Origin of the sequence: Sorangium sp. So ce406, from assembly GCF_051474675.1 — a bacterium.
In the GTDB taxonomy this organism is placed as follows: Bacteria; Myxococcota_A; Polyangia; order Polyangiales; family Polyangiaceae; genus Sorangium; species Sorangium cellulosum_G.
Window position 1 is genome coordinate 885,464 of the sequence record NZ_CP150340.1, and the last position, 16,687, is coordinate 902,150.

Below are 16,687 nucleotides of genomic sequence, written 5' to 3' on the forward strand. Positions count from 1 at the left end.
CCTGCGCCGCTGGCTTCTGCGATCGCGCCTCGCTACCATGCGGCCGGCCGTCGACCATCATGGAGCGTGAAGGCAACCCCAGCGAGGCCGCCACGGTGTGGCAGGTCCTGAAGCAGCCCCGCGGTGGAGCGATCCATAATGAGCTGATGTTCCTGGCGGACGCGAGCGAGCAGCTCACCGGATCCCTCGATCCGCACACGATCCTCGAGCGGCTCGCGCGCCTGTCGGTGCCGTTCCTCGCGGACTGGTGCACGGTCGATCTGATCGAACGCGGCGCCGCGGACACCATGGGCCTCGTCGGCTCCGTGCCGCCGCCGTCGGACGGCGACGCGCTGCCGTTCGCGCCCGGGGCGCACTCGAGCGACGCGGCGCCCCCGCAGGGCATCTACGCCGCGCGGCGCCAGCGCGCCGTGGCCGAGGCCGCGGGGTCCGATCGCCCGGGCCCGCCGGGCGCGTCGAGGAGCCGGTTCTGCCGGGTCGCGGCGAAGCACGTGAACCCCGAGCGCGAGGGGCTCCTGCGCGCGATCGCGCCCGACGCCGAGGAGCGCCTCGGCATCGCGAAGGTGCTGCACAGCGGCGAGTCCGAGCTGCTCCACGAGCTCGACGGCGGAAAGAGCGAGGAGGCCGCCGAGCGCGCCGCCGCGCTCGAGCAGCTCGGCACGCGCTCCGCGATGGCGGTGCCGCTCATCGCGCGCGGCCGCAAGCTCGGCGTGCTCTCGTTCGGCGTCTCCGAGTCGAACCGCGTCTACTCCGCCGACGACCTCGTGCTCGCGGCCGAGCTCGCGCACCGCGTGGCGCTGGCGCTCGACAACGCCTACCTCTACCGGAAGGCGGAGGAGGCGCGGCAGTCCGCGGAGCGGAGCGCCGACCGGGCCGCGTGGCTCTTCGCGGTCACGGCCGCGCTGTCCGACGCGATCACGCCGCCCGCGGTGCTCCGCGTGCTCGCGAGCGACGTCGTCGCGGCGGCCGGCGCGATGACGGGCATGGTGGCGCTGCGCGCCGGGCTCGGCGGCGAGCTCGAGACGGTGCGCTCGACGGGCTACCTCGAGGCGCAGGTCGCGCGCTTCAAGAGCTACGATCTCAACGCGGAGCTGCCGCTCGCGCGCGCCGTCCGCGAGCGGCAGCCGATCTTCCTCGGCTCGGACGAGCGCTTCGGCGAGTTCGATCCCGGCTTCGCGGCGTGCTGCGCCACGACGGGCGAGCACGCGTACGCCGCGATCCCGCTCTTCCTCGAGGGGCGCGTGCTCGGCGCGGTGGGCTTCGGCTTCCCGACGCCGCAGTCGTTCACCGAGGACGACCGGGCGTTCATGCTCGCGCTGGTCCAGCAGAGCGCGCAGGCGCTCGAGCGGGCGCGCCTCTCCGCGCTGCAGACGGAGGAGGCGATGCACCTCTCGCACGAGGTGCTCAAGCAGATGCCCGAGGCGATCCTGGTGACGGACGTCGAGGGCAACATCCGCTACTGGATGGGCGAGGCCGAGTCGATCTTCGGCTACCTCTCCGAGGAGATCGTCGGCAAGAGCATGGCGCTCCTCCACCGCGACGACGTCCGGGAGGAGACCACGGGCCGGATCCTCCAGCAGATCGAGGACTCGCGCACGTTCGTCGGCGAGGTCCCGTGCGTGCGGCGGGACGGCTCCGAGGTGCCGGTCGAGGTCACGGCCTACGCGGTGCACGATCAGGAGGGCCGGCCGCTGTTCCTGGTCGGCATCCACCGCGACATCACCGATCGCAAGCGGGCCGAGGAGGAGCGCGCGCGGCTCATCCGCGTGCAGGCGGCGCGGGCCGAGGCCGAGGAGGCGGCGCGCCGCTTCGCGTTCCTCGCGGAGGTCAGCACGGCGCTCGCCGCGTCGCTGGACTTCACGGCCACGCTCCAGTCGCTCGCGCGGCTCGTGCTCCCGATGCTGGCCGACTTCTGCCTTGTCGACATCGACGACGGCCTCGGCCTGCGCCACGTCGCGGTCGCGCACGTGAGCCCGCTGAAGGAGCCGCTGCTCCGTTACTTCCACCCGAGCCGCGTCGACGGCGAGCCCGGCCCGGTGGCGCGCGTGCTGCGCACGGGCCGGTCGGAGCTCTACGCGGACGTGCGCGGCGACGTGCTGCTGCACGAGGCGCTGACGACGGAGGAGGCCGCGGCGAACCGCGCGCTCGCGCCGCTCTCGTACCTCGTGGTGGCGCTCCGGGCGCGCGGGCGCATCCTCGGGGCGATCTCGCTCGTGTCGTCCGAGTCCGGCCGGTTCTTCGAGCGGGCGGACGTCGCGTTCGCGGAGGAGGTCGCGCACCGCGCCGCGCTCGCGCTCGACAACGCGCGTCTTTACCGCGAGGTGCAGGACGCCAACCGGCTGAAGGACGAGTTCCTCGGGACCGTGTCGCACGAGCTGCGCACGCCGCTCAACGCGATCCTCGGCTGGGCGAGGATGATGCAGGCGGGCTCGCTCGACCGGGTGGCGGAGACGCGGGCGCTGTCGGCGATCGAGCGCAACGCCGAGCACCAGGTGACGCTCATCGACGAGCTGCTCGACGCCTCGCAGGTGGTGACGGGCACGCTGAAGATCGAGCGGCTGGCGGTGGAGCTGACGTTGCCGGTGCAGACCGCGGTCGAGTCGATCCTGCCCTCCGCGGCGGGCAAGGGGGTGGCGATCGAGACGCGGCTCGACCCGGAGGGCGTGTTCGTGGAGGGCGATCCCGCGCGGCTCCAGCAGGTGGTGTGGCACCTGCTCTCGAACGCGGTGAAGTTCGCGCGGCCGGGCGGCCTGGTTCAGGTGCAGCTCTCGCAGGACGAGCGCTTCGCCGAGGTCAAGGTGATCGACGACGGGGAGGGCATCTCGGCGGATCAGCTCCCGCACGTCTTCGAGCGCTTCCGTCACGAGGACAACCCCAGCGGGCGCCGGCACGGCGGTCTCGGGCTGGGCCTGTCGATCGTGCGGCACGTCATCGGGCTGCACGGCGGCACGGTGCGCATGACGAGCGCCGGCCCCGGGCGCGGGACGACGTGCACGGTGCAGCTCCCGCTGTCGACGGGCGCGACGGCGACGGCGCTGACGAGCGCCGGCATCGCGCCCGACCCGCGCAACCCGTTCCCGCGGCTCACCGGCGTGCGCGTGCTCATCGCGGACGACGATCCCGACACGCTGGCGATGCTCTCGTCGGTGCTGCGGCGCTGCGGGGCCGAGGTCAGCACGGCGACGTCGAGCACCGAGGCGCTGAAGCTGCTGGAGACGTCGGAGCCGGCGCTGCTCGTGGTCGACATCGGGATGCCCGGGGAGGACGGGTACTCGCTGATCCGGAAGGTGCGGGACCTGCTGCCGCGCAAGGTGGGGCGCACGCCGGCCCTGGCGCTGACGCCGTACGCGCGGACCGAGGACCGGGTGCGGGCGCTCGCGGCGGGCTACCAGATGCACGTACCCAAGCCGATCGAGCCGATCGAGCTGGCGGCGGCGGTGAAGAGCCTCGCGACGGGGCTCCTGCCGTGGTCCCGGGAGGAGTGACGGAGGTTCCAGGGGGCACGCGCCGGGGTGGGGCTGTGCGCGGCAGCGCGCGGGGGGCGCTCGGCCATCCGCCAAGACGGGCGGCGGGAGAGCTTGCGCATGGGAACACCGCCCGGCATGTCTCACTTCGGGCCACGCCATCTGAGACGTTTCGTTGCGCGCCACACAAGGCGCGCCTGAGACGTGGAGCCCGCGGAGACCTTATGGCACCTCGTTCGGTGCTCCACCGCGCCCCCCGCGCGCTGCCGCGCACAGCCCCACCCCGGCGCTCACGCCTGGACGTCCGTTGAAGAGATGAATTGGGGGGATCCGGCGGCAGCGGTGGGCGTGGCAGGGGGAGTGATGGAAGACCGGCAGAGAACAGGATGATTGGTATCTGGAAACGTATGCTTCTTTGATGGAAGGCATCGCTCTCCGCGTCGCGCGGCACGGAGGCTGGCCTTGATGGAAGGTGTGAGCTCGAGGCCGACGGCTTCGGTGCTGATCTGGTTGACCTTCGTTGATGGACGGACTGAGCCTCTCGCTTCGGAGCGGGGGGCTGCATTGCGTCGGGCGCGAGCACGGGTGGTCTTGCCTCGCTGCGTGCTCCCGGGCAGGCTTGGACCATGGGCCAGGGTGCCGTGAAGACCTGCCGCGCTACCTACGCCGACCTCGAGGCCGTCCCGCCGAACAAGGTGGCGGAGCTCATCGGGGGCGTGCTGCACGTCATGCCCCGGCCCGCCCCGCGACACGCGAACACGAGCTCGGTCCTGGGTATCGAGATCGGCGGCCCTTTCCAGCGTGGTCGGGGCGGCCCTGGCGGCTGGTGGATCCTCGACGAGCCCGAGCTGCAATTCCCTGACCCGGCCGCGAGGGGTGAGGTGGATGTGGTCGTGCCGGACATCGCCGGCTGGCGGCGCGAGAGGATGCCCGAGCTGCCCGAGACGGCCTACTTCCCACTCGCCCCGGATTGGATCTGCGAGGTCCTGAGCCCGTCGACGGAGCGGGTCGATCGCGAGGAGAAGATGCCGGTGTACGCACGCGAAGGCGTGCGGCACGCCTGGCTCGTTGATCCGGTCAAGCGTACGCTCGAGACCTTCTCTCTCGTCCCTGGCCCGGGGTGGGAGCGCGGCCCGGTCCACCGCGACGCCGCGCGCGTCCGCCTCGCGCCCTTCGAGGCCATCGAGCTCGACCTCTCCGTGCTCTGGGCGACGTAGCACGCCAATCACGGCGCGGACGCCGTGATCGGCGAGGCGTGAGCGTGCGCCGCGAGAGAGGCGCCTCCCCGCAGCGTGGAGCAAGTCCGCTCCGAGGCGCCGGATCAGGCATACCGCCACCGCAGCGGCACGGCCACGACGGCGCCTGCCGCCAGCGCGCCGAGCACCGCGAGCAGGCTCCCTGCGCCGAACCCGGCGCAGCCCATGCCCGCGGTCAGGTTCGCGATCACGCCGGCCAGGAGCGCCTGGCGCACCGGATGTTCCACCTGCTGCTTGCCCGCGAGCCAGGTGATGCCAATGCCCGCGATGAACCCGGCGGCCAGGCAAACCGAGGCGCATGCGCGGAAGGGATCGTCGAGGTCGCAGGCCGCGCCGAGCAGCGCGGTGAGGGCGCCCGCTGCGAGCGGGAGCGCCCCCACGGTCATGCCCGTCTGGACGGCCAGCGCTCCCGGGCGGCTCCACCACCGGAGCGCGACCGACGTCACCAGCAGGGCTGCCGCGAAGACAAGGCAGCTCGCGGCGCCGACCCCCGCGGCGATGGTGATGAGGGCCGCTGCCGCGACCGGCGGCGCGATACGGAGGGCCGCGCGCACGCGCCCGACCTCGCTGGCGCGGCGTGCCTTGCTGGCCAGGGCATCGAGATCAACCATGCAGCTTCCTCCAGGCGGCCCGGAGCCTCTCGAGCGCCCTCAGGCGTCGTTTCCGCGAGGTGTCGTCCGTGGGGGCCGCGTCGCCGGTGAACGCGAACGCCAGCGCGGCCCGATCGCGCTCTGGCAGCTCGCCCAGGACGGCGCGGACGGCCGCGCGCAGGTCGTCGGCCATGACCTGCTCCTCCTGGGTCGGCGCCGGATCCTGAACGGACCCCAGCTCATCGCCGTCCGCTTCGCGGCGACGCTGCCGCTGCTTGCGGACGGTCATCACTTCATATCCGGTGATCGCCAGCGCCCAGCTCAGCGCGTCGCGCTCGCGATCGAAGTCGACGCTGCGCGAGAACACCTTCAGGAGCGCCTGCTGGGCCGCGTCCTCTGCGTCGGCGCGCGAGGGCAGCGTGCGCGTCGTGAAGGCGAGCAGCACGGGCCAGAGCCCATCGAACAGGCGCTTGAAGGCCGAGCGATCGCCGTCCGCGAAGCGGATCATGAGCGCGGTGAGCTCGCGGCGCCGTTCAGCCTCCATGCAGAACCAGACCAGCCTGTGCGCAGGATCCCGGCCCTAGGCGGCGGGCCTGGGCGGCGAGGCGGAGGGGGGCGTCAGGCCTTCGGACGTCTCGTAGAGCAGCTCCAGCATGGGCCAGCCCGCCTCGGGCGCCGTGGCCTTCCATCGAACTGCCTGGCCATCGGACGAGATGTCGAACCGGAAGAACGAGCAGCAGCCTTGCTCCCTGGCAGCGAGCGCCCGCGCCTCCTCCTCGATGCCTGGATCCGCCCGCAGGGTCCAGACGAAACCGCCGTCAACGCGCTGGCGCCGGACGAGGGCGCGCGCGAGGAGGGCGCGGAACTCATCGAGGCGCTCCGACATCTGCTCGTCAGGAAGGGTGCAGGCGATCGCGGGATCGTGTCGATTCCGGGTACGCGCGTCCGGCGGGCGACAGCCGCACGCCCCGTCGATGGAGCACGCGCCCGTCTTGGCGCAGGAAGCCTGGTGGTTGTCCGGGCGGCGGCGGACGGCGACCACCGCCAGCACCAGGCCGACGCCGACCAGGCCGAGGGCCATCGGTTCCATGAGGCCGACGACGGCGCCGAGCCCGCCAGCGCCGAGGCCCAGGCCCAGCAAGGGGACCGCGCAGCAGGCGGCGCACGCGGCGGCGCCGAGGCCCAGCGGGATCAGGGGGAACGACCAGCGCTTCTGGGGGACGGTGGACATGTCGAGCTCCTTTCCCCCTCTAGGCGGCCCGGCGGGCGATCGGGACAGCTGCTTGCGTCGGCGTGCAAGTGGCTGGAATTGCTGGATTTTTCTGCTACCGGCGCGGCCTGCGAGCGCCTCGAGGAGGGAGGGCTTGCCCGCCCGTTGCGAGGCCGCCACGCCGAAGCCAGCGGACAGCGCTCAAGTCGCCTGCAGGTGCTCGATCAGGATCTTCACGCCAAGGCCGATGAGCACGACGCCGCCAGCCGCGTCGAGCCGCTTGCCGAGCATGGCTCCGAAGCGCCTGCCGGCGTAGAGGCCGATCGCGCTCAGGACCGCTGTCGTGATACCGATGGTGACGAGGGAGAGCGCGAGCGGTGCATTCAACATCGGAAGGGTGAAGCCGATCGCGAGCGCGTCGATGCTTGTCGCGATGGCCAGGACGAACATGACCTTGAGGGCGAACAGGTCCTTCGGGGTGTCATCCTCATCGTCATCAGCGTTGGCCCGCGCTTCCCACAGCATCTTGCCGCCGATGGCCCCGAGGAGCCCGAAGGCGATCCAGTGATCCCACGCCTGCACGAGGGGCCCGACACGCGCGCCGAGGAGCCACCCGATCAAGGGCATGAGCGCCTGGAACCCGCCGAAGAAACCCGCGACGAGCGCGACGTGCCGGGCGCGGATCACGGGGACTGCCAGCCCCCGCGCGGCCGAGACCGCCGTCGCATCCATGGCCAGGCCGAGAGCGAGGAGCAAGATGGCGCCGAAGCTCACGATAGTCCGGGCGTTGGGTTGGCTGTCATGACGTCTCTCACTTACCATGGCGAGCGCGTACGCTCATCGCCTACTCCGCGGCGGGCGACAGGACAGGGCCGGAGCGCGGCGGGGGATCGGGGGCGTCCGTCTCGCCAGCGGCGTCCGAGCGGAGCCGTCCGCCCACCACGCTGTAGAGCACCGGCAGGACGAGCAGCGTGAGCAGCGTCGACGAGATCACGCCGCCGATCACGACCGTCGCGAGCGGGCGCTGCACCTCGGCGCCGATGCCGGTGTTCAGCGCCATCGGCACGAAGCCCAGGGCAGCGACCAGCGCCGTCATGAGGACCGGACGGAGGCGCCGCTCGGCCGCGAGCTCGATGGCGGCCCGCACCGGCGTCCCGGCCGCGGTGAGCTGGCGGATGGTGGAGACGAGCACCATGTCCCCGAGCACCGCGACGCCCGACAGCGCCACGAACCCGACGCCCGCGGAGATGCTGAAGGGCAGGTCGCGAAGCCAGAGCGCGACGACGCCGCCGATCGCGGCGAACGGGACGCCCGTGAAGACGCGGACCGCGTCGAGCAGCCGCCCGTACGTGAAGTAGAGCAGGAGCAGGATCAGCCCGAGCGCGACGGGCACCACGACGAGCAGGCGCGCCTGCGCCCGCTCGAGGTGCTCGAACTGCCCGCCGAAGCGGAGGTAGTAGCCGGGCGGGAGCTCGACCTCCCGATCGAGCCTCGCCCTCGCCTCCTCGACGTAGGTGCCCACGTCGCGGCCCCGGACGTTCGCCTGCACCACGATCCGGCGCTTCGCCCACTCGCGGTTGATCGCGGTCGGCCCCTCGGCCGTGCGGATCTTCGCGAGCCGCGAGAGCGGGATGCGCTCCCCGCCTGCCGCGGTGACCAGGATGCGGCCGATGGACGCAGGGTCCTCGCGGTAGCGATCGTCGATGCGCAGCATCACGGGGAAGCGGCGCTCGCCCTCCTGGAGCTGCCCCACCTCCCGCGCGCCGAGGGCCTCGACGACATCCAGGACGTCGGCGGCGGCGATGCCGTGCCGGGCGATGGCGGCGCGGTCGACCTCGATCTCGAGCACAGGCTGGCCTGTGACCTGCTCTGTCACCACGTCCGCGGCGCCAGGGATCTGCTTGAGGACGGCCTCGATCTCGCGCGCCTTCTGCTTCAGCGTGTCGAAGTCGTCGCCGAACAGCTTCACCCCCAGATCCGCCCGGATCCCGGCGACCATCTCGTTGACGCGCATCTCGATCGGCTGCGTGTAGATGACCCGCATGCCCGGCATCCCTGAGAGCTCCGACTCCATCGCCTGGACGAGCTCGTCCTGCGTCGCGGCGCGCTTCCACGCCTCCCGCGGCTTGAGCGTGATGAACATGTCCGACAGCTCCAGCCCCATCGGGTCCGTCGCCACCTCCGCGGTGCCCGTGCGGGTCCAGACGCGCTCGATCTCGTCAGGGAATCTCTCGAGCAGCACCCGCTCGAGCTGGGTGCCGTAGCGGATCGACTCGCCCGCCGAGACCCCCGAGAGCCGCACGGTGTTGGCGACGATGGTGCCCTCGCGGAGCCGCGGCACGAACTCGGCGCCGAGCCGCGTCGCGAGGAAGACCGCGTTGCCGAGCAGCAGCACGGCGCCGGCGAGCACCGCCCAGCGCCAGCGCAGCGCGAGCTGCAGCACGGGCCGGTAGGCCCGCTTGAGCAGGCGAACGAGCACGTTCTCGCGCTCCGTCATGCGGCGCGGCAGGAGCAGGCTCGCGAGCACCGGCATGAGCGTGAGCGACAGGATCATCGAGCCGATGAGCGCGAAGATCACGGTGAGCGCCATCGGCCGGAACAGCTTCCCCTCCGCCCCCTCGAGGGCGAGGATCGGCAGGTAGACGATCATGATGATGAGCTCGCCGAACATCGTCGGCTTGCGGACCTCGATGGACGCATCCAGCACCACGTCCGTCGTGCTCCGTTCGCTCGAGTCCTCCGAGAGCCGCCGGACCGAGTTCTCGACCATGATCACCGAGCTGTCGACGACGAGGCCGAAGTCGATCGCGCCGAGGCTCATCAGGCTCCCCGCCACGCCGGCGCGGAGCATCAGATCGAAGGCGAAGAGCATCGACAGGGGGATCGCCGAGGCCACGATGAGCCCGGCGCGGAGGTTGCCGAGGAAGGCGAAGAGCACCGCCACGACGAGCAGCGCGCCCTCGAGCAGGTTCTTCTCCACGGTGCCGAGCACCCTGTCGATGAGCTCGGTGCGATCGTAGACGACGGCGACGTCCACCCCTTCCGGCAGGCTCTTCTTGACCTCCTCCAGGCGCGCCTTGAGCCGCGTCGTGACGTCGTGGCTGTTCTCGCCCATCAGCATGAAGCCGAGGCCGAGCACGACCTCCCCCTGGCCGTCCGCGGTGACCGCGCCCCGCCGGATCTCGCGCCCCTCGACCACCCGGGCGACGTCGCGCACCCGGATGGGCGCTCCGCCCTTGGCGGCGACCACGATGTCCTCGATGTCGCTCACCCGGGTGGCGATGCCGATGCCCTGGATCAGGCTGGACTCGCCGGCCTGGTCCAGGGTGCCCCCGCCCACGTTGGCGTTGTTGCGCTCCAGCGCCTCGGAGAGATCGTGGAGCGAGAGCCCCCGCGCCGTGAGCTCCGCGGGGTCGACCAGGACCTGGACCTGGCGCTCGTCGCCGCCCCAGGCGTTGACCTCGGCCACGCCGCGCACCGAGCGGAGCTGCGGCGCGATGACCCAGTCGTGGACCGTGCGCAGCTCGCTCAGCGACTTGCCCTTGCCCGTGACCACGTAGTGGAACACCTCGCCGAGCCCGGTGGCGACCGGGCCGAGCTCCGGGCGGTCGATGCCCGGCGGCAGCGTCACGGTCTGGAGCCGCTCCATGACGACCTGGCGGGCCAGGTAGATGTCCGTGTCGTCCTCGAAGCGGGCAGTCACCTGCGAGAGGCCGAAGCGCGAGAGCGAGCGGACCTCCTCGAGCCTGGGCAGCCCCGAGATCGCCTGCTCGACGGGCGCCGTGATCTGGCGCTCGATCTCGACGGGCGAGAGGGCAGGGGCGACCGTGTTGATCTGCACCTGCACCGGCGTCGTGTCCGGGAAGGCGTCGATCGGCAGGCGGCGGAACGCGAGGACGCCCGCCAGAGAGAGGCCGATCGAGGCGAGGATCACGAGGAGCCGGTGGCGGAGCGACCAGGTGATGACGGCGTTCAGCATCACCCGCGCCTCAGTCCTCGGCGCAGCAGCCGGCGCCGATGCTCTCCTTGAGGGTCTCGGTCTTGAGCAAGAAGCTCCCTTCGGTCGCGACCTCCTCGCCCGGGCGCACGCCCTTCGTCACCTCGACGAGGTCGCCCTCGGTCGCCGCGATCTCGACCCGCCGCGCCTCGAACTGGTCCTCCGCGAGCCGCACGAACACGAGCTTCACCGTCTTCGCGCGCTGCACCGCGGAGCGGGGCACCATGACCGCGGCGCGCGCCGGGGCGAGGATGCGCGCCCGGCCGAACATGTTGGCCCGCAGCGCGCCGTCCGGGTTCGCGAGCGGGACGCGCGCCTTGGCGGTGCGCGTGGCCGGGTCGATGGCCGGCGCCACGTACGTGATCTCCCCCTTGAGCGCGCGTCCCTCGATGCCGTCGACCTCGACGACCACCGGCTGCTTCAGCGAGACGGCCGGAAGGTCGGTCTCGGGGACGTCGAGCTCGGCCCACATGCTCGAGACGTCGACCACCTCGAACAGGGTCTCCTCGACGCCGACGAGCCTGCCGACGGTCGCCTTCCGCTGGGTCACGATGCCGGCGAGCGGGGTGGTGAGCGTGTAGCCCCCGCTCCCGCCCGCGCTCGCGCCCACGACGGCCAGGGAGGCCGCGAACGAGGCGCGCTCGGCGCGGGCGGCGTCGAGCTCCTGCTGCGCGGCGAGGACGCTCTTGCGCGAGGCGAGCCCTTCCTGCTCGAGCTGCTCCTCGCGCTTCAGGTTCTCCTCGGCGACCTTGAGGCGTGACAGCGCGCTGGCCAGCCGCGATCGATCGGCCCCCACCTCGGCGCTGTCGATGACCGCGAGCGGCGCGCCCTTCTTGACCTCCGCGCCCACGTCCACGTGAAGCTGCCGGACGACCCCCGCGGCGCGGGCGTTGATCTCCGCCACCTTGAGCGCGTCGTAGACGATCCTGGTGGTCACGGGGATGCCGCCGCCGCCCTGCCGCTCGACGGCCTTCGCCGTATGGATGCCGGCGAGCCGGGCGGTGTCCTTGGTCTTGAACTTGACCTTCGTCCCGTCCGCCGGCGCGCCGTCGTTCGCCACGTCGGCCGCCGGCTTGCCGCCGCGCTCGGGGTGGCAGATGGGGCAGATCGACTCCGGGAGCTCGTGCTCTTTGCACCAGTCCCCCTTCGCCTGGAAGATCGGGGCGAGCTTCGGATTGCACTTCGTGCAGAGCGCTTCCAGCACGCCGTGCTCCTTGCACATGGCGCCCTCGACGGCCGCTGCGGCCCTGGGCTTCGCCTCGGCCTTCTCCTGCGCGGCGTTGTCGGTCCCTCTGGCCTTGCAGCCCGAGAGAGCGGCGAGGAGCACGAGCAACACGATGTGAACGCGGCCGGGCATGTCAGCTCCCCTTCGGCGGCCTGACGATCTTCAGGTCGGGGTTGCACTTGAGGCACTGCGACTCGGGCAGCCCGTGCTCCGCGCACCAGTCGCCCGTGGCCTTGAAGGCCGGGATCAGATCCGAGTTGCAGCGGGTGCACTGCGACTCGGGCACCGCGTGCTCTCCGCACCAGTCCTCGTGGGAGCCGGGCTTCACGTCGGCGGGGGCGTGCGCCGCCTTGGCCTGCGTCTGCTCGGGCGCGGGCTTATCGGGGCTCGGCGCTTCCTTCGAGCACGACGCAGCACCGAGGGCGAGGACACAGAGCACGAGCGAGATGGAACGAAACGTCATGGGCCTTTTCTCCTTGTTGTTTGCACGTCACGTGACGGACGAGCCTCGGGCATGCTGTCGCTCCCGCGCGCCAGCGCATCGCCGCTCAGCAGCGCCGCCACCCCCCACCGCCGACCTGCCCGCGCGCGTGAGGCGCAAGCTGGGTCGAGCAGAGCTGAACGGGCGTGCTGGAGCGGGCGCGCGACGACGTGTCGCGACCACGCCCTCCGCTCGGAGCAGGCAGGGCGCTGCACCTCGCCGCGATCCCCGGAGGCCATCGAGGGCCCCGGAGGCCATCGAGGGCGGACAAGGCCCACGTGGAGCTCGCTGGAGCGCGATCGAGGGTTCGGGCCGCGGAGCGGCCATAAGCGCCTTGCTAGGCGAGGTGCCTTGGGACGTGGAGCACTTCGCGCGCCTCGGGCGACGGCGGCGCGCGCTCGGGCAGGAGCAGCAGCAGCTCCGGGGAGGAGGGCGCGAGCAAGACCGGAATGCTGGGCGAGGGCGGGACCGCCGGGATTCTCGCCGCGCAGCACCCCGAGGCGCAATCCAGGGGACAAGGGCAGTCCCCCTTGTCGTCATCGTCGGGACACGACTCGCCGCAGTCGTCGACGGCGACGTCCACGAAGGCGTACGCCGCGCTCAACTGGCTCATGACCAGGGCGAGCACGATCAGGGAGAGCAGCCGGACGAGCCGCCGCGTCCACCAGGATCGGGAAGGTTGTCTCCGCTGCCGGGTCACGAGCCAACAGAGCCTACCATGTGGACCGAGGGGCGCGAGCGCCAACGCTCGCCGGCAGTCGCCGGGCCGCGCGATGGCCGACGCCGGGTGACCGGGCACGACACAGGATCTCGGTGGGTCACCTGCACGAGGGAGCAGCTCCGCGTTCTCGTCCGTCGGCATCCGGAGAGCCTGAGCAGGCCAGGAAGCGCCCTCAGCAACAAGGGTGCTCGCCGCGCCACGTGGCGACGCCCTCCTTCACGACGAGCACGGCGATGACCAGGGCAGCGATCGGGTCCGCCCACCACCAGCCGAGCGCCCCGTTGAGCCCGATCCCGACGAGCGTTGCGAGCGAGAGCCAGACGCAGGCGGTGGTGTGGAAGGCGTCCGCTTCCATGGCCCGGCTGCCGAGCTGCCGCTCCAGCCGACCGTCAGGTACTCGAGCCACAGCGCTCGCTTCACGTGCTCCGGCCGTCCTCGCTCCACCGCATCCGAGGAATCCGAGGAACAGCTCGTGCAGTGATTGCAGCTCGCCTCCTTGAGCATCTCCATCGCGGGCTGTTGTCCGCGGTCGTGACGGACTCGTGGCGCGCTCGCGCGGTGGCTCGCGCGAGGGGTCATGATGCGCTGGCGGCTCCAAGGTGGGGGGCCACCCGGGGTCTGAGGCGAAATGGGCGACCGTGAGGCGGTTCGGGGCAGCCGTGAGGCGGTTCGGGGCAGCCGTGAGGCGGTTCGGGGCAGCCGTGAGGCGGTTCGGGGCAGCCGTGAGGCGGTTCGGGGCAGCGGTGAAGCGGTTCGGGGCAGCGGTGAAGCGGTTCGGGGCAGCGGTGAAGCGGTTCGGGGCAGCGGTGAAGCGGTTCGGGGCAGCGGTGGAGCGGTTCGGGGCAGCGGTGGAGCGGCCTCTTGATGATCGCCAGTCGTTGAGCCTCAGCGACGAAGCAAGATCCGAAGCTTCGTTCGAGCTCGGTTGATCTGCCGCACCGCCGTCGAGCTGGGTATTCCGAGTGCGCGTGCGATGTCGCGGATGCCGTGGCCAACCGCGCGGAGGGCGAGGATCTCCTGGTCGGGTTGCGGCAGCCTCGGCAGGGCGAGACGCACGGCGAGGAGGCGCTCGCGCGCCTCGACGACGAACTCGTCGTCCCGAGGCGGCTCCGGCTGCACGCTCCACGGATCCGCCACCAGGAGCTCCCGGCGAACGCAGGCGCGGTTGCAGTGGTGCCCGACCTTGCGCCAGATGATGCCGTAGAGCCAGCCGAGGAGCGCTCGCCGCGGGTCGACCGACGCGTCCGGGCGGTAGCGGCCCTCCTCGACAGCCATCCATGCGGCCATGATCACGGCCTGCACCACATCCTCACGGTCGCGGGGCGGTACGCCGCCGGCGGTGACGAGCGCGCGGATCCAGCGGCGCTCGGCCGCTCGGCGATGATGCGCTCCACAGGAACGCGGATCGCGGGGTGCCTGGCGAACAACGGACGTTTGCGTCGGCGCGCGCCGCGCTCGTGGACAGCGGTGGTCGTGCGGCGTCGAGTCTGCATATTGAACCCCGGCAAGAGGTGTCTGTCGAGGAGCCCTCGACGCCATCGCGCGCCCGCGACAACCACGCGCCGGCCGCGCGCGCAGGCCGACATCGCAGCTCGCCGGTCGAGGCGGCCGTCCGCGTCGCGGCCGTCGGGCGCCGAGGTCGTGATTCCTCGTCGTGGATGCGCTTTTCTTCAGCGACCGCGCGCTGCGGGCGTCGAGAAAGCCAGGGGCACGTCGCGGTCGACCGCGGGAGCGACGCCTGGCAGGTCGTGGCGGCGCCGCTCCAGCAGCGCACGCGCCAGCGCATCCTTCCCGATGGCGCGCGCGGCTGCGGCCATTCTCAGGTGCTCCAGCGCATCGCCTTGTGCCGCTTGCCCGCGCCGCGGCGGGTGGGACCTCTCCCGAGAGCGAGGATGCGCGCTGTGGTTGCCCTTCGAGGCCGCCATGGCTGCTGGCGAAGACGTCGTGTCGCTCGCGTATGAATACGAGAGCTCGCTCGCTCCCCCCGCCGGCGCCGCGGCCGACGGGGCATGCGCACGGGCCGCGAGAGCGGTGGCCGAGAGTGCAAGGTCCCCGGAGCGAAAGCCTCCGTGCCCAGCCAGCAGGAGCCCAGCCGTCACGACGACGCTCCAGGCGGTCACCGCGAGCGATGCGCAGGCGTGAGCGACAGCTCGTATCCGCGGCGGCCTCGCGCCGGATACAGCGTCGCGAAGCGCGCGCCGGGCGCGCAGCAGCAGGTGCTCCCGCGATGCGGCGCGGCGGGAGCGCTCCCCCCCGCAACCGGCCGCGCGGAGCGGCAGCAGGGCGCCGAGGCGGCGGTGATGGCGCGCCTGCCAGCGTCGCGCGGCCGCCTTGAGCTCCTCGCGGCCGTGACGGAGCCGGCTCTTCGCGGTGGTGGCAGGAATCGAGAGCAGCTCCGCGACGTGACCGATGCCCGCCTCGTCCAGCTCGTGGGCAATCACCGCCTGGCGCCGCTCCGGCGTCAGCTCGAGCAGCAGCGCCGACAGGAGCTGCCGCCGCTCGTGCTCCATCTGGCGCTCCTCCGAGCTCGGCGCCTCGTCGACGACCTCCAGCGGCCCCTCCGGCCACGGCTGCTCGCGCCGCCGATGGGCCCGGCGCCGGTACATCGAGGCATGGTTGCGGGCGATCGCCTTCAGCCAGGCGCGCAGCTCGCCGCGCGCCGGATCGAAGGTGGTGAGGGCCCGCGAGATGCTGTGCAGCACCTCCTGAAGCACATCCTCCCTGTCGGCCTCCGGGATCCTCTCCGATGCCACGCAGCCGCGCAGATACCGGAGGTGCTCGCGGACGACGGTCTCCCAGGTGGGCGGCGCTCCGGCGGGCACGCCGCGCGGATCCTTTGCATCCATGCCCGTTTCCTTAGCCGCCGGTTATTCGATGGTGCTCGAAATCGTTCCCACGCCGCCGGGCTGCCGAGGTTGCGTTCCTGGTGGATTCCGGATCCACGCCTGGCGCTGAATCGATGGGGCGAGCCGTGAGCGGAGGGCGGTTTCTCGCTGCGTTACCTGGACGTCTTCTGATTCGCCATGAAAAATCAGGCACGCGCGGCGCCCGGGATGCGCGCTTGCGGGCGATTGGTGAGCTGAATGGGCTCGCCGCCCATGCGCTGGACGAGGGTCCTGGGGCTTGCGCTCGTGTTGTGCGCTTCAGGCTGGAGCCGCGGCGCGCTGGCCGAGGCGCTGCCATTGCCTGGAGCGGGGGTGGGGGGCTCGCCCTCGGCGGGCTCGTCGTCAGGGGACGCGCGCGCGACAGCGTCGCCGCCGGGCGGCTCGTCCGCGGCGATCGCGGAGGCGCTCCGCCGCGCGGAGCAGGCGCGGCGCGCCGGGCGATGGGAGGACGCGGCGGCCGCGTATCGAGCGGTGTGGGCGTCGACAGGCGACCCTCGCTGGGCCGGGGAGCTCGGGCTGGCGGAGCTCTCGCTGCGCCGGTCCCGCGACGCCGCGGAGCACCTGCGCCGGGCGCTCGACGCGGCGGACGCGCTCGCGCCCGGCGCGAGGGGGGGCATGCGTGCAGCCCGGGCAAGGCGGTCCCCGACACGCGATGCGCCCATCTGCGGGACGCGATCGAGGCCCGCGATGCCCTGGGTCTGATCGCGGTCGCGAGCTTCGTGGCGAGCGGCGTGATCGGCGCGGCGGCGCTCTCGTCGTTCTGGTGGGCGCCTTCGCCGGAGCAGGGCGGCGTCCACGTGGTCCCGCGGGTGACGGCGCACGGCGGCGGCGTCCGGATCGAGGGGGCGTGGTGAGCAC

General features: G+C 72.3%; 16 protein-coding genes. 5 read left to right on the top strand and 11 right to left on the bottom strand.

Annotated features, from left to right (window positions below; all coding sequences use genetic code 11):
• The first annotated feature begins 59 nt into the window (after positions 1-59).
• Positions 60-3,485 carry a GAF domain-containing protein gene (locus WME96_RS03275; RefSeq protein ID WP_437288719.1) on the top strand — a complete coding sequence of 1,142 codons (3,426 nt, stop codon included), beginning with the start codon at positions 60-62 and terminating at the stop codon, positions 3,483-3,485.
• 605 nt (positions 3,486-4,090) lie between these two features.
• The gene (locus WME96_RS03280; RefSeq protein ID WP_437288720.1) at positions 4,091-4,681 is read left to right on the top strand and encodes a Uma2 family endonuclease; all 591 of its coding nucleotides are present in this window, start codon (positions 4,091-4,093) and stop codon (positions 4,679-4,681) included.
• 104 nt (positions 4,682-4,785) lie between these two features.
• On the opposite strand, the gene WME96_RS03285 is transcribed toward WME96_RS03280, so the two are convergent.
• The 9 genes from WME96_RS03285 to WME96_RS03325 form a co-directional block, all read right to left on the bottom strand.
• The gene (locus WME96_RS03285; RefSeq protein WP_437288721.1) at positions 4,786-5,331 is read right to left on the bottom strand and encodes a hypothetical protein; all 546 of its coding nucleotides are present in this window, start codon (positions 5,329-5,331) and stop codon (positions 4,786-4,788) included.
• Positions 5,324-5,854, bottom strand: coding sequence for an RNA polymerase sigma factor (locus WME96_RS03290; RefSeq protein ID WP_437288722.1), 531 nt, complete (start codon positions 5,852-5,854; stop codon positions 5,324-5,326). The genes WME96_RS03285 and WME96_RS03290 overlap by 8 nt, the downstream gene beginning before the upstream one ends.
• Positions 5,855-5,890: 36 nt before the next feature.
• Complete coding sequence (locus tag WME96_RS03295; RefSeq protein ID WP_437288723.1) at positions 5,891-6,541, bottom strand: hypothetical protein; 651 nt, start codon at positions 6,539-6,541, stop codon at positions 5,891-5,893.
• Between the two features lie 180 nt (positions 6,542-6,721).
• Positions 6,722-7,342 (bottom strand): manganese efflux pump MntP, encoded by a 621-nt coding sequence (locus WME96_RS03300; protein ID WP_437288724.1) that lies wholly within the window; start codon positions 7,340-7,342, stop codon positions 6,722-6,724.
• Between the two features lie 22 nt (positions 7,343-7,364).
• The gene (locus WME96_RS03305) at positions 7,365-10,499 is read right to left on the bottom strand and encodes an efflux RND transporter permease subunit (protein WP_437288725.1); all 3,135 of its coding nucleotides are present in this window, start codon (positions 10,497-10,499) and stop codon (positions 7,365-7,367) included.
• Between the two features lie 10 nt (positions 10,500-10,509).
• Entirely contained in the window at positions 10,510-11,874 is a 1,365-nt protein-coding gene (locus WME96_RS03310; protein ID WP_437288726.1) for an efflux RND transporter periplasmic adaptor subunit, read from the bottom strand.
• 1 nt (position 11,875) lies between these two features.
• On the bottom strand, positions 11,876-12,205 hold the full coding sequence (locus WME96_RS03315; RefSeq protein ID WP_437288727.1) for a hypothetical protein: 330 nt from the start codon (positions 12,203-12,205) through the stop codon (positions 11,876-11,878).
• Between the two features lie 355 nt (positions 12,206-12,560).
• On the bottom strand, positions 12,561-12,923 hold the full coding sequence (locus WME96_RS03320; protein ID WP_437288728.1) for a hypothetical protein: 363 nt from the start codon (positions 12,921-12,923) through the stop codon (positions 12,561-12,563).
• Between the two features lie 193 nt (positions 12,924-13,116).
• Positions 13,117-13,350, bottom strand: coding sequence for a cation transporter (locus tag WME96_RS03325; RefSeq protein WP_437288729.1), 234 nt, complete (start codon positions 13,348-13,350; stop codon positions 13,117-13,119).
• A 222-nt stretch (positions 13,351-13,572) separates the two neighbouring features.
• Here WME96_RS03325 and WME96_RS03330 point away from each other — a divergent pair, with 222 nt between their 5' ends.
• The gene (locus tag WME96_RS03330; protein WP_437288730.1) at positions 13,573-13,809 is read left to right on the top strand and encodes a hypothetical protein; all 237 of its coding nucleotides are present in this window, start codon (positions 13,573-13,575) and stop codon (positions 13,807-13,809) included.
• 20 nt (positions 13,810-13,829) lie between these two features.
• Here the strand turns inward: WME96_RS03330 and WME96_RS03335 are convergent, their stop codons facing one another.
• Positions 13,830-14,231, bottom strand: a complete 402-nt coding sequence (locus WME96_RS03335; protein WP_437292266.1) for an RNA polymerase sigma factor — start codon at positions 14,229-14,231, stop codon at positions 13,830-13,832.
• Positions 14,232-14,614: 383 nt separating this feature from the next.
• The gene (locus WME96_RS03340) at positions 14,615-15,790 is read right to left on the bottom strand and encodes an RNA polymerase sigma factor (RefSeq protein WP_437288731.1); all 1,176 of its coding nucleotides are present in this window, start codon (positions 15,788-15,790) and stop codon (positions 14,615-14,617) included.
• Positions 15,791-16,042: 252 nt separating this feature from the next.
• Here WME96_RS03340 and WME96_RS03345 point away from each other — a divergent pair, with 252 nt between their 5' ends.
• Positions 16,043-16,531 (top strand): hypothetical protein, encoded by a 489-nt coding sequence (locus tag WME96_RS03345; RefSeq protein ID WP_437288732.1) that lies wholly within the window; start codon positions 16,043-16,045, stop codon positions 16,529-16,531.
• A gap of 17 nt (positions 16,532-16,548) precedes the next feature.
• Positions 16,549-16,683 carry a hypothetical protein gene (locus WME96_RS03350; RefSeq protein ID WP_437288733.1) on the top strand — a complete coding sequence of 45 codons (135 nt, stop codon included), beginning with the start codon at positions 16,549-16,551 and terminating at the stop codon, positions 16,681-16,683.
• The last annotated feature ends 4 nt before the right edge of the window (positions 16,684-16,687 follow it).

Coding starts and splice junctions, on each gene's coding strand:
- WME96_RS03335 (WP_437292266.1), bottom strand. CDS start 14,231: ATGGCCGCATGGATGGCTGTCGAGGAGGGCCGCTACCGCCCGGACGCG.
- WME96_RS03315 (WP_437288727.1), bottom strand. CDS start 12,205: ATGACGTTTCGTTCCATCTCGCTCGTGCTCTGTGTCCTCGCCCTCGGT.
- WME96_RS03275 (WP_437288719.1), top strand. CDS start 60: ATGGAGCGTGAAGGCAACCCCAGCGAGGCCGCCACGGTGTGGCAGGTC.
- WME96_RS03340 (WP_437288731.1), bottom strand. CDS start 15,790: ATGGATGCAAAGGATCCGCGCGGCGTGCCCGCCGGAGCGCCGCCCACC.
- WME96_RS03295 (WP_437288723.1), bottom strand. CDS start 6,541: ATGTCCACCGTCCCCCAGAAGCGCTGGTCGTTCCCCCTGATCCCGCTG.
- WME96_RS03280 (WP_437288720.1), top strand. CDS start 4,091: ATGGGCCAGGGTGCCGTGAAGACCTGCCGCGCTACCTACGCCGACCTC.
- WME96_RS03290 (WP_437288722.1), bottom strand. CDS start 5,854: ATGGAGGCTGAACGGCGCCGCGAGCTCACCGCGCTCATGATCCGCTTC.
- WME96_RS03330 (WP_437288730.1), top strand. CDS start 13,573: ATGGGCGACCGTGAGGCGGTTCGGGGCAGCCGTGAGGCGGTTCGGGGC.
- WME96_RS03345 (WP_437288732.1), top strand. CDS start 16,043: ATGCGCTGGACGAGGGTCCTGGGGCTTGCGCTCGTGTTGTGCGCTTCA.
- WME96_RS03300 (WP_437288724.1), bottom strand. CDS start 7,342: ATGGTAAGTGAGAGACGTCATGACAGCCAACCCAACGCCCGGACTATC.
- WME96_RS03285 (WP_437288721.1), bottom strand. CDS start 5,331: ATGGTTGATCTCGATGCCCTGGCCAGCAAGGCACGCCGCGCCAGCGAG.
- WME96_RS03305 (WP_437288725.1), bottom strand. CDS start 10,499: ATGCTGAACGCCGTCATCACCTGGTCGCTCCGCCACCGGCTCCTCGTG.
- WME96_RS03310 (WP_437288726.1), bottom strand. CDS start 11,874: ATGCCCGGCCGCGTTCACATCGTGTTGCTCGTGCTCCTCGCCGCTCTC.